This is a genomic window from Nodosilinea sp. LEGE 07298 (assembly GCF_015207265.1).
Lineage (GTDB): Bacteria > Cyanobacteriota > Cyanobacteriia > Phormidesmidales > Phormidesmidaceae > Nodosilinea.
Genome location: NZ_JADEXE010000007.1, coordinates 1 through 14,624, shown reverse-complemented (window position 1 = coordinate 14,624; position 14,624 = coordinate 1). Strand labels below are relative to the sequence as shown.

Genomic DNA, 14,624 nt, shown 5'->3' with positions numbered 1-14,624 from the left:
CTTTCTGTACTCTGTATAACACCCCCAATCAGGGTGATTAGCCAGATTTTGAGTTGAATATCGCCTCGAAAAGGGTAGTTAGACTGAAAAAATTCTGCATAACTCCCAAAAGTGGGGTGTTATCAAGATGACTTCAGCAATTCTTTATCGTGGTACCACAATGGCTAGCTAGTCCAACTCAATCCCCCCCGTGGGCGGCGCAACCGCAGGCGAGATCGCACTCACCCCCCGCCGCACTGCAATCTGCTCAATCACCCGCAGCCGCTCAAAATCCGCCCCCGTCAAATCATTCTGCGTCGTCACACCCGCCGCATCCGCCGCAAAAATCTGCCCTCTCCCAACCTTTGCCCGCAGTGAGATCGAGCGATCTGCGCTGCGCTCAACCTCATAGTCAGCCCCAATTAACTTAGCCGGGCCACCCCCTGGGTCAAAACAGGTATCCATCACCCGAGACAACAAACTCCCCACTCCCAGTTGCTGCCCACCTACCGCATCAGCAGGGCCACCATCAGCCTCCCCTCCCACCGACCCTAAACTAGCTTTAGCTAAAGCTGGTTTAGACTCAACCACATCCGCATCCATCACCGAGGCATCATGCTCCCTCCGAAAGGTAGGCGAAGCAATCCTCTGCTCACCATCTCGGTAAAACTCCAGCTTGCCATCCCGAAACACCGAAACCGCTGGTGCATCAGCAGGCAGGTCGCGATCTTCCGCCGCCCTTTTCAACCCCTCAATAAACCCAGGATTCACCTGTTCGTGCTGCATCAGATCTACAGCCAGAGTGCCCTCGGTGGTCAACAACACCGAGTCACCCACCTGAATCTGCACTATCCCTTGCACCCTGGGAGAGCGTCCAGGGGTAGCCACCAAATCGGTCGGGGGATGTAGCTTCAGGCCCTTGGGCACCTTCCCCTGCTCAGCATGAATCGGCCCCGCTGGTAGCCCCAGGCGCTCTGGGGCACCTTCTAGCGCTATCTCAGACACTAGAGGCCGTAGCTCCTCCCCCTCCTCTACGATGGAGGAGGGAGAATCGTGAACGACCACCCGTCGCCCCTGAATTAAAGCAATAGCCGCCAAAATTCCACTCATCACGTCACGGATAGAGTGCTCGGCCTTATCGCCATCATGCCCGTGCACCCCCGTCGTTTCTTCCAGTCCAGCCATATCAACCGTCCTCCCATGGGTCTGGAATCGAGGTTTCGGGGAGAGGCGCTTTGGCCTGTGGTACCGGGGTATCTGAGGAAGCCTGAGTAGGAGCTGCATCCATCATGATGGGCATCGGGGCTTGGCCCGTGATGTACGCCACAATCCGGTTCACCGTCTTCACCATTTCGGGGTCAATGCCATTGAGGGGGTAGCTGGGGTCTGCCATTAGAATGCCTCCGTGAATTCCATCAATGCCGCTGCGTTGATCACCCGTGCTCCAGCCTTCGGCGTCGGCAAAATGGAGGGCACCCCACCGTTAAACCGACCCCCCGACGCTTCAGCGCCCTCACCATCGACCGGCAGCGGCAACAGCTCCGCAGCGATCGCCATGCGAATCGCAATCTCCTGCCGGGCGCGATCGCTATCGCCCAGCGACTGCGGGGTACGGGCCTCCAGCTTCGCTTTCACCTTGGGCCAGGTCTTGACGCTCCAGTCATCATCGACAACGTCAGCCTTGGGCACCTTGATCGAAGAAATCAAAGGAATCGATGTCTCATCCTTGCGGCAAAAACCAGGGCTAATCAGCACACACCGCCCCACCGGCAGCCGGTTGAACTGGGCAGGCTCGACAATGGGGCGCTTCTGCAAATGGTCGCTAGTCGAGTGAGAGGCTCCGCCTTTGCCGCCGCTGCTGCGCGACTTTTGCTTGATCGTCACTTCCTCTTCACCCAGGTAATCCGAGAACATCCGGGCGCTATCCGGGTCTTGCGGGTTAAACAACACCTTGGTGGCACAACCGCCCAAAATCGCCCTGGCTTGCTCTCGCTTATAGGCATCCTCTAGCTGAGTAATGTTCTGAAAGCCAATCACCGTACACAAGCCGTCGGAGCGGTTTTCGTTGAGCCACTGGGTCAAATAGGGCAGGTAAAGGGTCGGCAATTCATCAATGGCCAGCAGCAGCGGATCGCTGCGTTTCTTCGTGACATTCATCGTCACCATCATGTGCAGCACCGTGGCTACCAGGGGAGCCACGGCCTCACGCCTGCGCCTGTCTAACCCCAGAATCACCAGCTGCTTACCGGACAGCTCAATCGGCAGCGTAGTCTGACCGCAAAAGGTCGAGATCAGCTCGGGGGCCATGAACCGAGAAAACACCTTGCTGGCGGTACCGATCACCCCAGCCACCGTTTTCTCAGAGTCCTTCAGCTGCAAGAGCTGAGAAAAGGCGTAATACACCCAGTGGGAAATGTGCCAGCCCTGGGGCAGACTGCCCAGTTCCCCCAAGCGCTTGCCTTCCATAATGCGGGCGGGCAGCGCGTCGAGACCCAGCACGGCGCTGGCCGTCATCAAATCGGGGTTGGGCATCCCCTTGGCCAGCATGAGAATGGCCTGGGTCAGCTGGTCACCGGCATCGGCGAAGAACTTATCCTCGGAGCTGTTGCTAGAGCGGGCAAAGTTGCGGTTCATCACCGACGCGATCTGCCGGGCCATCAAGGCATCGTCGGCATCGGCCATAAAGTCGAGGATGTTGCAGACCTCAGACTCGGGGTAGCCTGGCGCGAAGATGCGCACGTCGTAGCCACGGCGAGCGGCGTAGGCCACCAGGCACTCGGCCTGCCCTGGATATTTGAAGTCGTAGACCAGGGCAGGCATCCCTTCATCGAGCGCCGCGCGAATCAGCGGGTTAATCGCCGAATAGGTCTTACCCGAGCCAGGGCCACCCGCGATCGCCACCCCCCGCTGCACATCCGGCAGAAAGAGGGCCTTGGCATTGCGGGGCTTACCCTGTTTGTTGCGGCGCAGGGAGCCAATATAGAGGGCCACGGAATTGTGTTTCTTGGCCTTGATCTGGGCGATCGCCCGCTTTCTCGCCCGCGCCTTTTCCGCGCCACCGCTGACGCTGCCCCTGGCAATCTTGCCGCTGGTTCCTCGGCCCTTCATGATCTGCATGACCATGAACACCAGCGCGATCGCACCCAGGATGATGCCATTGCTGCCCATCAGCGGTTTGAGCGCCGGGGTGATCGAATTCCCCACTGACTCTAGGGCCGTTGATCGGGCCGGGGGAGCCTGTGCTGTAAGCGAGCGATCGGTGGCAAACATACTGGGCTACCTAGGCCTTCTTCTGGCCCTTGGGGTTAGGTCGAGATCGAGTCGATGAATGTTTCTGGATAGGCCGCAGAACGCGAGTTAGCTGAGCCAGCAGGGTGAACAAGTGAGCCGGGTTGCCCTTCCACAGCCCCCAGACCAGCGCCAGGGCGAGGGTTGATGAAAATGCCACCAGTCCAACTGACCCTGGATTATCAGCCAGAGCTTCAATTGCTTGGGTCACCGGGCTCGACTCCTCTGGGGCCAGAGCTTGGGGCTTTGGGGTGGGGCTGTAGGGAATAGCGCCAAAGGCCTGCTGGCCCAAAAAGACGGCATCCCCTGGCTTAACTACCATGAAGGGAATTGGGCCAATGCCGTAGGGCGAACAGTCCGCCGCCGTGCTCTCTCCCGACCGCCGACAGGTTCTGAAGTAGGCCACCAGCTGGATCTCGTCGCGGGACACCCGATGCGGCACTACCTTGAACGACGGGTTGTAGATGGCGGCACCCAGATGCTCTAACCCCTGATTGACGGTAGGGAGGTCGCCCGTCCCGAGACCACCCATCTGGAGCTGTCCGACCCGCCAGCGCAGCGTTCTTGCCTGCCCTGAAGCTGACTCTGGGGCCGAAAAGACTACTTCGAGGGCACCCTCGTCGGCCTCCTGCACGGTGGCGATCGCGATCTCACCCTGCACGCCGATTTTGCCCGGCAGCGTCCATAGGCTGAGGTGTTCGAGCAGCGGCACCTCGGTCAGTTTGGCCGACTCCCACTGGCTAAAGTTCTGGATCGGAGCAATCTCAATTCCCGGCAGCTCACCGATGGTGTAGTTGGCCAAGTCGAGATAGGACAAGCTGATTTCGCCATACTTTGGCTGCTGCTTGATCAGCTCGCCCAGGGTGGTGCCACCGGTCGCGACGAACGTGGGGTCAACGATGGCAATCAGGTCTTTGACCAACCGAGAGTCACTCACCTTGACAGACAAGAGGGCCGGAGTAGCTCTCACCAAGGACGAGAGCGTTTGATAGTTCAGCAGCCCAAACTGGTCTAAGGGGATAGCTCTAATCCCTCCATCTCTGCCCGTGCTGGCATACACCCCTAGCTGATCGGCGATCGCGGCAATCGTCAGTAGGTGGACGTCAAACCCACCTTGCAAATCGCCCACCGTCAGCACATCGGCGATCGCATTGCCCCGCTGCCACGACACCGACCCCCATGTTCCATACTCTGCCAACACGGGCAGGTCAGAGAAAGCAATCAGCCGCCAGTCGGGCATGGCCGCCTGGCGATCGCCAATCCGCAGCACCCCCAGCGGTAGATTAAAATCAGCGGCAGTCAGGCCCGCCTCCGATGTAGCCTCTCTCTGGGCCTCGGGCTGGGCCAGCGCCTCCTGAGCAGGGGCTGGGTTGAGTGGGGATGCGTTGGCGAAGCCTCCCCAAAAGGGAATCGCACCGGCCCCAGACACTACCCCCAGCGCCCCCAGAAGAATCGACGCCGGGAGCCAGGTTACCCGCCCCATCATTCGTCACCCCCAGCCGCCTCAGCCGGGTCGAAGGGTGCTGCATCCGCATCCTCAGGGGCACCACCTGGCCTCAGAATAGATTGGCGCTGCTGCTCTAGCCCTCGCATGACTACCGCCTGCACTACCTCCAGGCTCACACCAGTCTGAGCCGATGCCTCTGCCACCGGCACGCCGTTAGTGATCAACGCCAAGAATGCCCTCAGGCTTTGGTGCATTGGACCATTGGGGGCGATCGTCCCAGCTTCAATCAGAGCCGCAATCCCGTGGGAGAACGTTAAGGGATTAGCGCCCTGGCCAGGGATGGTCGAGGCTTGAATCATGGCCCTAGGGCCAACCGATGCCGGGGCAGGAACCACCGCGATCGTCGAGTAATCGGCTGACCCAGACCCATAGGCGATCGGAAACTGGAAAAGGTGAGCTGTACCGGAGGCATCCCGCGCCACCACAGAGAGTAGGGTAGCCGGGGCAGAGGGCAATCCCTGGAACGAAACACCTTTAATGCGCCGGAGGTGTACCACCTGAGCACCACCGGCATCGAGGGGCGCGTCAAAGTCGATGGTCAGCTTAGAGGGGTCATCTAACCAGGCTCGATAAATGCGCAGCCCCAGGCGAGAAAAGTCGAGGTTGGCCCCAGACCCCGGCCAGACCGTGATCGGTACCGTACCGGCCTGAGCCGCTTCTAACCGCACCTCTTGTCGCAGCGGGCGACCCTGGGCCAAGCTAGGTACCCCCAACATCACCCACCAGAGGGGCACGGCACAAGCCGTCAGCGCTATGCATAGCAGTCTGTTCCGGTCTTTCATCGTGGCATCCTACGGCTCAAAGACAAATTCGTTCAGGGCAAACACAGACACCTCCGCAGTGTCGTGAAACCAGATCCGGTTGCGGGAGTCGTAGTCGTCAATGCGTTGAGTCACTCGCTGCTGCTCAATGGGTAAAACAGCCTGAGCTGCGCCTGACAGAAGACCCGCAATGATATTGACCGGGGCGTATTCGGTAGCGACAGCACTGGCTCCCTCGCCGATAATCGTCTGCTGGCTCAGGGGACGATTGAGCAGCTCGCCCACATGGCCGAGTGCGCCCAGGGCGGCTAGCTGCATCTGTGCTGCCCTGACCTCGCCACCGTTGCGCATCTCCTTGGCGATCAGAGGGTTACCGTTGCCACCCGTGATCAGCAGGTGATTCAGGGGCACTGGCGTCACCTTGCTCACCCCATTTTCGCCTGTGACCACATCGGTGACCGACAGCTCCACCATCCCCGAGCCTGCCAACACAGACACCTCGGCCACCAGCACGGTGCCAACGTCCAGCGCCACAGCACCGTTATCAGCTAGAAGTGGCTGACTGAGGGCGATCGCCGTTCGCTGACTCTGCTGCTCCCGGCTCAAATCTTCGGCCCAATAAATGGGGGCAACCAGCTTGGCCGCCGCAGTGGTGCCGGGAGCCACTCGCTTCAGAGTCCGCCCTAGTATTGCAGCCTCCTCTATTTGCAACGACGCAGGAGGTGGATTGCTGACGAGTTGCGCGGTAGGTCCAGCCGCTGCGGGCTGCTGTGGCGAGTCCGCCAAAGGGGTCGAGGCTACTGGCGTAGGTTCCTGTGAGCCTGGAGTAAAGGCGGGTTCCATTCCCGTGCCGGTGCCATAGCTGCCCATCGCCGCCAACGAGGCCCAAAGAACTTCGGGGGCAGGCGGGGGAGGCCTATTCACTACGGGTTGTCGCGGCGGCGATGATGCGCTGGGTCTAGGCGCTGGTGCCGGACGCGGCGCAGCAGGGGCATAGGTCGGCGCAGGGCGAGTCACTGGCCCAGTGGGTTGCATGGCCTGGGGAGAGACAGCAGCGGCAGTCTGAGCATTCGGCGCAGGCTGAGCGCCCCCTTCCTGTTCGGCCTGGGCGCGGGCCATCTGGTTGCGCAGCGCTAGCAACTCGGCGGCTGATGGATCATTCCCTTCACCGTTGGTTCGAGCTTCGTGGAGCTGCAACGCCTGAGTTTGATTCCCCAGGGCATTGCGCGTCTTGAGTTGCCCAATCTCCTGCCGCTGTCGCTCTAGGGCCAACTGAGTCGGGTCTGGAGGCGGTTCCGGCGCTTGCTCTGGCCTCGCCGTGGGGGTTAAATCTCGCTTCCCGGCACTTTGAAAACCCGATAAAACACCACCCACTACCGCCATGCACAGCCCCCCAATCAGGGCGACGGAACCCGCCTTCACCAGAGGGTTAGCCCAGATCGGGGTACGGGTCTTGCCGTCTGCATGGACACGACCGGCCAACACATCGCGGTCAACCAACTCCTCTGCATCCTCGCTATCAGGGTCGGTCGCCACACCATCCAACGACTCATCACCCAATGCAGCAGAATAAGAAGGGGCATTCTCTGGGTCTATGCCCACCAAAACCGATAGCTCATAGAGCTCATCGCGATCGAGATCGCCTTCATCGAGCAGCAAATCTACAGTGTTCGGGGCGATCGCCGCCCCATTTCCGTTTTCAGTTCCAGTCGTCATCTCGCCGCCTCCGTCATCTCAGTAATGTCAGTAATTTGTAGTCCTGCCGAACGCACCTGATAGACGGCCCGCTGCACTGCCGTCGCCTCAGCCTCCATCGGGTCAGCGGGGGGCTCAACGGCCTGAATACGAATCACCTTGTTGACCGGAATCGCAATCCCACCAGGATTTTTGACATCAAAAATAATCAGGTTCGCGACCATGGTTACGTCCCAAAACCCAGGCGCAATTAGTAGAGGCTCAGACAGCGATTCAATATTGAAAACGCTTTGCGCCTGCCCCTGAAACACCGATCTCGGGGTCAATGCACCGACCTGCTCCAAAAATGAAGCCCGGAAGTCTTCAGAAAGACTAAAACTTGCTTGCCACGCCTTGGTCGTGACGGTGTTACTTCCCGCCTTGACGCCTGCATCGGTCGTCGTTTGGATCGTCCCAGTCGCATCCTGAGCTTGACTGACACCATTCCAGGTAAACAACATCGTCATCGCCTGCCGAGTGAACAAGCGAATCGACTCCGGTGTTCTATCCAGGTTGTCGATCGGCTTCACCGTAAACGAATTGCCGTCAATGGTTTGCACCAGCGTCGGGACAGGCTTTCTAGCAATTTGACTGGTCGTCATCCCCAGCACTGCCGTCAGCAACAGATTGAGGCCACCCAGCACTAGCGCTAGCAACACAAAGAGGGGTAGGAGGTTTTCGGTTGCGAGTAAACCTTGTCTTTTCGGGTTGATTAACGTCATCTCATTTACCTACAGGGTCTACGGCCAAAGGAATCTCAACCGGCAGCAATCCAGGCAGAAATCAACGCCCCCCCTGGGGCAGTCTTGGATAGGCCGATTGAGAGGAATGATTGGTACTGACGTGGGTGGTCGATAGCGCCATCCGGCTGAGCAGGATCGTCGCAGCGCCCGTTGACCCGGCCAACATGATGTTGAAAATTGCCAGGCCACCTCCACTGGCTAACCCCAGCGCCAGCGCCGGGGCCAGCAGGGCGATTAATACCAGGAAACCATTGGTATCAAAGGTATTGGCATTCATAATCACGACGGCACACATGCCGACAATGATGTTGTAGGCCATCTGAGCAAACCCCAGACTCAAGAATCCGGTTATCCAGGCAAAGATGGGTTTGCCGCCAAAGGGCAACAGACTGGCCGCCACCGCGAACGGCCCCATCAGCGCCGTGAGCAAGAGCGAAATTTGAATCAAATTCACAAACGCCCACTGGAATGCCATCAAAAAGGCATGGATAATCACACGGGACTGGGAACCAATCAGCCCCCCAAATGCACCCGGCAGAATATCACCCACACTGCCGTCAGTGTTGTAGGCGTCGATTGCCCCTCGCACCATCTGCAAGGTCATGTCAATTTGAGGAAAAACGCTGCCAGCAACGCCCGTAGCCGTCACCAGCCAATGCTGCTTGAAATCACCCACCGTCGCCTCGATCTGCTCATAGGCCATTTCCAGACACTGGATCTGGGCCTCACCTAAAAGAGACTGGCATTGCTGCACCTGGGCATCTACTTCGGCGACCACAACACCCTTGGCGATCGCCCCCCGGATGGCTTCTTCCAGGGTGACGTTCAACATCGAGACTTGCAGCACCTGCTCATTCGTCCGGTTGATGACGTCACGAACAGAGCGCGTAGAGATGCCCAAAAGGTTTCCTTGATTGCTCAGTAGGGCAACCACAATCAGCGGCCACACCAGCATTCTCAGCGGCTCTCGGTAATCATCCTCATGCACGGCCATATAGGCAAATCGCATCATAAACAAGACCAGCGCCCCAACGGCAAAGATCAGCGCCAGGCCAGTGATTTGGGTATAGAGCTCCGAGGTGAATAGCTGCGTCCAATACAGGCTGTAGATATCGCCAATATCACGGCTCATCTCAAAGCCCTGGCGAAGCAGCTCGCCAGCACCTTGCACTCCTAAAATCTGCGGGAAAATTACGCTCATCTGCAGTCCCCAAATAGAACCGTTGCCTGGGTTGAGTTACTGAAACAGCACCAAGCCCGCCGAGCTGTTGATCACCTCAGCGGCCTGGGCCATGCCCTGCCGAGATTGCGCCCGGTTGAGAGCAGATAGCTCTCGGGCGGCTTCAATCTGCACCAGCGAGTCAGCCGCCAGTTGCTGCCGCATCTGAATGTTTTGACCGTACTGAGCCACGTCGATAGCAGACGATTGCGCCAGGGCCGCAATCTGGCTTTTCATGATGTCCTGCGTTACATCCAGGTCCTGAGCCTCTTCAGCCAGAACCACGATTTCCTGCAAGGTGTCGTCTGTGGCCTTGACTTCAGCCACAATCGCTTCCTGACCTTCCTCGCTAAGGAGAGAGTTGGCGAAGCCTGCCGCCGCCGCACGGGAGACTTCTTTACTCGCCGTGTCAGCCAGGGCGATCGGGTTCATGTTGAACCGGTCTACCCGCTGCGAGGCGGCACCAGGCGAACCATTTTCTGACCCCGATACGATCGCTTCGGTGAGCGCGAGCTGTGATGCCAGAACATCGGGGACACCTAAGCTGCCGGTGATGAATTCAGGCGGTGCTCCAAAGCCGCCTCGAATGTTGTCAAGAAAGCGGCCTGCCGCCGTAGCAACGCGCGGAGAACGAGCCGCAACCCCCTGCACTAGGGTTGGAGTCCGGATATTGACATTAGCCTGATGCCCAGCGCCTGCGCCACCGCCGAAAAGACCACCGGGGCCAAGCACAGCCCCGCCGCCAAACCCGCCACCGGCATTGAGAATGTCCCCAAGAGGGTTGTTAGACCCACCACCACCCGTCAAAATGCCACCCAGGCCACCGCCAGTGGGGGTGCTGCCCCAGCCGCCGTTGAGGATACCGCCTAGGCCACCGCCGTTGAGAATGCCGCCTAGGCCACCGCCATTGAGGATGCTGCCCAGGTCGCCATTGAGGATGCCGCCTAAGCCACCGCCATTGAGGATGCTATCCAGGTCGCCGTTGAGAATGCTACCCAGACCCCCACCGTTGAGGATGCTGCTCAGGTCGCCATTGAGAATGCCTCCTAAGCCTCCCCCGTTGAGGATACTGCTCAGGTCGCCATTGAGAATGCTACCCGTACCGCTCCCCCAGCCCCCATTGGCAAGCGCCCCCAAGTCAAGTCCAGGGATAGAGCCAGTAGTAGAGGTCGGGGCGAATGTTGCAGTCGAGTCAGCAGGGATGGCAGTCTGATTTATGACCTGAGCTTGTACTGGCTGCCCCTGGGCCACCGCCATAGTGAATGCGCCAACCAGCGTTAATGAGAATAATCCAGGTTTTAAGAGTTGCCGATTCATAGGTCCGCCTCATAACTAATTAACTGAACTTAAGGGTCGAGAGGGACGTTCCACTGATGGGTAGACGTGGGTTACTTCGCGTTGCACCAAAGCTTTTTCTTGCTCAACGAGATCGGCTATTCCTCCGCCATTACGAATGGCGTTGACGTAGCATTCAGCAAATCTGGCCATCGCCTTAAATTTGCCTTCATACCGGAGGCGACTGAGCATCAGATCTCTAAGTTCTTGTTCGTCTGGGTTATTGGCAACTGCTGCAATTTGAACGGCACCAGGGTAAAAGCGACAGTAGAGATACTGCCCGTCTATGTCGAGCAACCAATTTGAATACAGCTCCGTTCTTTTCGGGAAAAATGCCTCTGTCGCATTCCTTGAGATCACCTCCCTGGGGTAGCCCAGCAACGTCTCGAAGGAGTCCACCGCTACGGCCTGGATACGGCCAATCATCTTGGTGCTCATGTTCTGCATGACCTTAGCCCCAGACACTGACCTCATAATGGTGTCTGGGTCTTGGGCTGACAGCATCACGCGAATGCCAGCCTTGGCACCGTTCGCACATAAGCGGCCAATCAGTTGAGAGATCGTTTTGTATTCAAAGAGAATAGGTGACTCATCAATAAAGAAGATTGACTTTGGGCTGCCCAGGGCGCGGCGAAGGGCAGCAGAATAGGCCGAGAGCGAAAGAATTGCAGCCTCATTTTCGTTGCTCAGATTCCTCAGCGCAAAGACCAGGAGCTGGGCGTCAGTGCGGAAGGAGCTAGCCCGACCGATCGCCTTACCGATCCGCGATTTTAACCAGTAGTTGAGCTGAAGCTTGATGTGGCTGGCGGCATTGGCAATTTCATCACTCCCGCTTTCTTCCAGCTCTAGCTTCTCAAAGGAGCAGAACTCAATAAAATCTTCAAGGGTGGGCATCCGTTTCCAGGCCTCACTGCCAAACCCGTCCGATTCAGCCGCCCTGTATCGACTCAATATTTCGGCATCGACAAAGAATTTACTCAAAGCTCTGCCAATCAAGCTCCTCACCGTTTGCTCCAGCAGCTGCTGGTTCTCGGTGGAGGGCAACACCATCGTGACCAGGGCTGACTCCAAGAACGAGACATAGTCCTGCATTCGTTCATCGCGATCTTCGGGGCTCAGACCGGTGAGCGTTGGCAGTTCCAGCAGGTTGTTGGACTCTCGCCCAATATCGAAATAGGCGGCATGGTCGCCCAAGAATTTAGCGTAGTCAGTAAAGGTGGAGGTACCATCCGGTTTGGGATAGTCCAGGCATACGATGGGATAACCCTTCGCCAGAAACATCGACAGCATCCCTGACACACATACCGATTTGCCCGACCGGGTGGTGCCAAATACAGCTATATTGCGATGCTCGCCAATAAAGTCGATCTTGACCGGGCTCCCGCCCTCGTCGGCGATCAACTCAAAGCCCTGACGGCTGACCTGGCGAGTCATGGTGAACGGAATCAGGCCGGGAGCCTCACTGCTGAGGTAGGTCTGGGTCCGGTTGTACGGGGACATCAGCAGCTTCTCCCACGCCAGCGTGGGATGACACTGGAGCCACTGCTGCCAAGCCACCTCGGGTTCTCTGACCACCTTCGCGGGCAATAGGAATCCCTCGGCCATGTGCCGACAGGCTTCCGTCAGCCTGGCCCGGCTGGAGCGATGGATCACCATCACCGTTGCAATCTTGACGGGGATGGCACCTTCGATAATTTGTGCGGTCGCATCCACCGACTTCTGCACCTTGAGGGCAGCCCCCACGTCAATGGAGTTGGAGCTAGCCGCTGCTGTTGCTGCATTGTTCGACTGTTTAATCAGCCGCTGCATTTGAGTTTTGACAATAGCCTGATTCGCCGGGGAAACCTGGCAGAAAATCTCGGTATCCACCACCTGATGGCGGCACAGCACATCCCAGAGATACCTCAATTGGGCGCGCATGTTGGAGAACCCCGCAGGCTTTGCCACAAAGGGCATGACGGCAACGTATTTGCCCCTCACCTTGACCCAGGCACGATCCGCATCGGGGACGGTCATCTCACCGCCCTCGCCCTGGATCAACAGCGATTTTGGATCGTATTCGCTGGTGGACTCTTCCGTGATAGTATGCCCGTCAAACGTGAGGGGATTGGGGACATCCGGGGGCTGATTCGTATTGAAAATATCCCAGGTCTTTCCCCAAAGATCGTCAGCAGACATAGGGGTAATTTCAAGTCCCATCTTGATGGCCAGCAGAGACTCCCAACGCATATAGCCCTCTTCAAAGGCAGAGCTAAACATCTCCTCAAACCGCCTCAAGATGACGTTTTTGCCCTTACCCTTAAACCCTTCCCAAAAGGACACCAGGGAGGCCAGTGCTCTCTCAATCGGGTCGGCCTCGGCCCCGGCGCGATCATCTCCAGCAATGGTATAGGTACAGTAAATGGTCATGGTTTTGACCTTACGAACCCCTTGACTGGCAAGGTCTTGGGCACGTTTCTTCTCGCTGAGTAGAATCAGCTTGATTTCTGGTGATGGGGCCGACGCAATTAGCTCATCTAGCTCAGTCTGGCGATCTCGATCGGTAGCAAAGCTGCTGAGCTGAACCGTCATCGTGCCATTACGAGGCAGTTCCTTAAGCCCAGACTCTAGCCGCTCAACCGTGGGAAAAATCTGCTCAGACCGCAACGTGTCGTGTAGCCCCCGACAGGTAAATCCAAATACCAGTCGATAGCTATTTTTATGGGATAAAAGAGCTGCTCCTACACTCCGGCCTTTCATCTTAAATCTGACAAAGGTTCTAAGGCTGCAAAAATCTTCAAATGCCTTTAGCGTCGTCTTTGCCGACCCATCTTTTGTTGACTTAAGAGATTTTGTGTTTCGTTTCCCAAGCTTTCCACGTGCCATGCGATTGACTCTCTAATTGTCTTAAACCCATTGCTCAGAAATAATCTACTTTGGGCCGATTCTGGGGAGTTCTGGAAGTTGTGCATGCCTTCCTTCGCTCTGCCTTTTTGGGATTCTTTTTAGCCTTTTTGGTCTTCTTGCCCCTGCTCGGTTTCGGATTCAGGTCGGGGTACGGCGCGAGTGGCGTGAAATAGGCAAGATGGCCGTAGCACCATCTGGGAGGTGAATGAAACTTGGAAAGAAAACGTGATGCATCAGACCCCGTCAGCACCCACCAAGTTGCGGCCCCCCAGCCGATGCACAAGATCGTCGGTATCCACCCAGCCCCAAAAATTCGATTGACAATAACGATGTTAAACAGGGCAATCACACACCAGGGAACCAGCTGGTCTGCCGGAATCGGCCCAAACCCTGGCTTCATATTGATCGCCCCGTTTACCGGGACAAAATCGTCGGGGTGTCCCAACATTGGGAATTACTCTCCGAATGAAGTTGTACAGTCATTTGACCTCATATCTAAATGGCTACTGCACAACCATTTAGATATGAGGTCGCTAGAGACTAGGCTCCAACTACCAAGGTTGCCAGCACATCCCCAATAACCACAGCCATGACAATAATCATGGGAGCACGGGCCAACTGCTGCCAATCGTCGTCATTTCTGGCTGCTTGGATAACGCGCACAAGGGAAACCGCGATATAAAGCAAAAACAGCGCTCGAATTACCCCAAACACTAGGGGAACAACATCCCCTGCGTCAGGAAAAGTGGTTGTAAAGAAGTCCTCAGCCACCTGGAAGAACTGCGCAAACAGCGGATTGGTATGTCTCATCCACAATGTCGAGCCGAAGAGAACGCCAATAACCAGGCGAACTGCGCGAGGGCCTTTGATTTTGCCCAAGATGCGATTTGCAAAGTTGTCTTTCTTGGCAGCCCGACGGAGGATAAGGCTGACGGCCATAACCAAGCCAGAACCAATAGCTAGGACAGGAGATGCTGTCAATAGATGGAATCCAACCAGACCACCGACGCTAAACCAGGGCAGCAACTTAAGTAACTGCCGAAGGTATCAAATGTCAAGTACATAGAGGTGACGCGACAGCTAGATTGGCGGATTGCAGGGTCTGAGAGAAGGTCAGCACCCCCGTTCATGAGCGCTGTAGCAGTGGTCGCCTTTCGAAGAACGACTGCACG

At 57.3% G+C, this 14,624-nt stretch carries 11 protein-coding genes; all 11 read right to left on the bottom strand.

Annotated elements, in window-relative coordinates; genetic code table 11:
• Positions 1–168 precede the first annotated feature (168 nt).
• The 11 genes from IQ273_RS01785 to IQ273_RS01735 all read right to left on the bottom strand — a co-directional run bounded on the left by IQ273_RS01785 (position 169) and on the right by IQ273_RS01735 (position 14,433).
• Positions 169–1,164 carry a hypothetical protein gene (locus IQ273_RS01785; RefSeq protein WP_194021464.1) on the bottom strand — a complete coding sequence of 332 codons (996 nt, stop codon included), beginning with the start codon at positions 1,162–1,164 and terminating at the stop codon, positions 169–171.
• Between the two features lies 1 nt (position 1,165).
• Entirely contained in the window at positions 1,166–1,372 is a 207-nt protein-coding gene (locus tag IQ273_RS01780) for a hypothetical protein (protein ID WP_194021463.1), read from the bottom strand.
• Positions 1,372–3,249, bottom strand: coding sequence for a type IV secretory system conjugative DNA transfer family protein (locus IQ273_RS01775; protein ID WP_228052224.1), 1,878 nt, complete (start codon positions 3,247–3,249; stop codon positions 1,372–1,374). The genes IQ273_RS01780 and IQ273_RS01775 overlap by 1 nt, the downstream gene beginning before the upstream one ends.
• Before the next feature lie 10 nt (positions 3,250–3,259).
• Positions 3,260–4,753, bottom strand: a complete 1,494-nt coding sequence (locus IQ273_RS01770) for a hypothetical protein (RefSeq protein ID WP_194021462.1) — start codon at positions 4,751–4,753, stop codon at positions 3,260–3,262.
• Positions 4,750–5,556, bottom strand: coding sequence for a hypothetical protein (locus IQ273_RS01765; RefSeq protein WP_194021461.1), 807 nt, complete (start codon positions 5,554–5,556; stop codon positions 4,750–4,752). The genes IQ273_RS01770 and IQ273_RS01765 overlap by 4 nt, the downstream gene beginning before the upstream one ends.
• Before the next feature lie 9 nt (positions 5,557–5,565).
• On the bottom strand, positions 5,566–7,251 hold the full coding sequence (locus IQ273_RS01760; RefSeq protein WP_194021460.1) for a hypothetical protein: 1,686 nt from the start codon (positions 7,249–7,251) through the stop codon (positions 5,566–5,568).
• Entirely contained in the window at positions 7,248–7,928 is a 681-nt protein-coding gene (locus IQ273_RS01755) for a hypothetical protein (protein ID WP_194021459.1), read from the bottom strand. Before IQ273_RS01755 ends, IQ273_RS01760 begins: the two co-directional genes overlap by 4 nt.
• A 124-nt stretch (positions 7,929–8,052) precedes the next feature.
• Positions 8,053–9,213, bottom strand: a complete 1,161-nt coding sequence (locus tag IQ273_RS01750) for a hypothetical protein (RefSeq protein WP_194021458.1) — start codon at positions 9,211–9,213, stop codon at positions 8,053–8,055.
• A 36-nt stretch (positions 9,214–9,249) separates the two neighbouring features.
• Complete coding sequence (locus IQ273_RS01745; protein WP_194021457.1) at positions 9,250–10,548, bottom strand: hypothetical protein; 1,299 nt, start codon at positions 10,546–10,548, stop codon at positions 9,250–9,252.
• 15 nt (positions 10,549–10,563) lie between these two features.
• On the bottom strand, positions 10,564–13,212 hold the full coding sequence (locus IQ273_RS01740) for an ATP-binding protein (RefSeq protein ID WP_228052223.1): 2,649 nt from the start codon (positions 13,210–13,212) through the stop codon (positions 10,564–10,566).
• A 780-nt stretch (positions 13,213–13,992) separates the two neighbouring features.
• Positions 13,993–14,433: a hypothetical protein gene (locus IQ273_RS01735; RefSeq protein ID WP_194021456.1), complete on the bottom strand. Its 441-nt coding sequence runs from the start codon at positions 14,431–14,433 to the stop codon at positions 13,993–13,995.
• Positions 14,434–14,624 lie beyond the last annotated feature (191 nt).

Bases quoted from the DNA above. Each gene is read 5' to 3' on its own strand.
- IQ273_RS01785 (WP_194021464.1), bottom strand. From the start codon at position 1,164: ATGGCTGGACTGGAAGAAACGACGGGGGTGCACGGGCATGATGGCGAT.
- IQ273_RS01750 (WP_194021458.1), bottom strand. From the start codon at position 9,213: ATGAGCGTAATTTTCCCGCAGATTTTAGGAGTGCAAGGTGCTGGCGAG.
- IQ273_RS01745 (WP_194021457.1), bottom strand. From the start codon at position 10,548: ATGAATCGGCAACTCTTAAAACCTGGATTATTCTCATTAACGCTGGTT.
- IQ273_RS01775 (WP_228052224.1), bottom strand. From the start codon at position 3,249: ATGTTTGCCACCGATCGCTCGCTTACAGCACAGGCTCCCCCGGCCCGA.
- IQ273_RS01780 (WP_194021463.1), bottom strand. From the start codon at position 1,372: ATGGCAGACCCCAGCTACCCCCTCAATGGCATTGACCCCGAAATGGTG.
- IQ273_RS01770 (WP_194021462.1), bottom strand. From the start codon at position 4,753: ATGATGGGGCGGGTAACCTGGCTCCCGGCGTCGATTCTTCTGGGGGCG.
- IQ273_RS01765 (WP_194021461.1), bottom strand. From the start codon at position 5,556: ATGAAAGACCGGAACAGACTGCTATGCATAGCGCTGACGGCTTGTGCC.
- IQ273_RS01760 (WP_194021460.1), bottom strand. From the start codon at position 7,251: ATGACGACTGGAACTGAAAACGGAAATGGGGCGGCGATCGCCCCGAAC.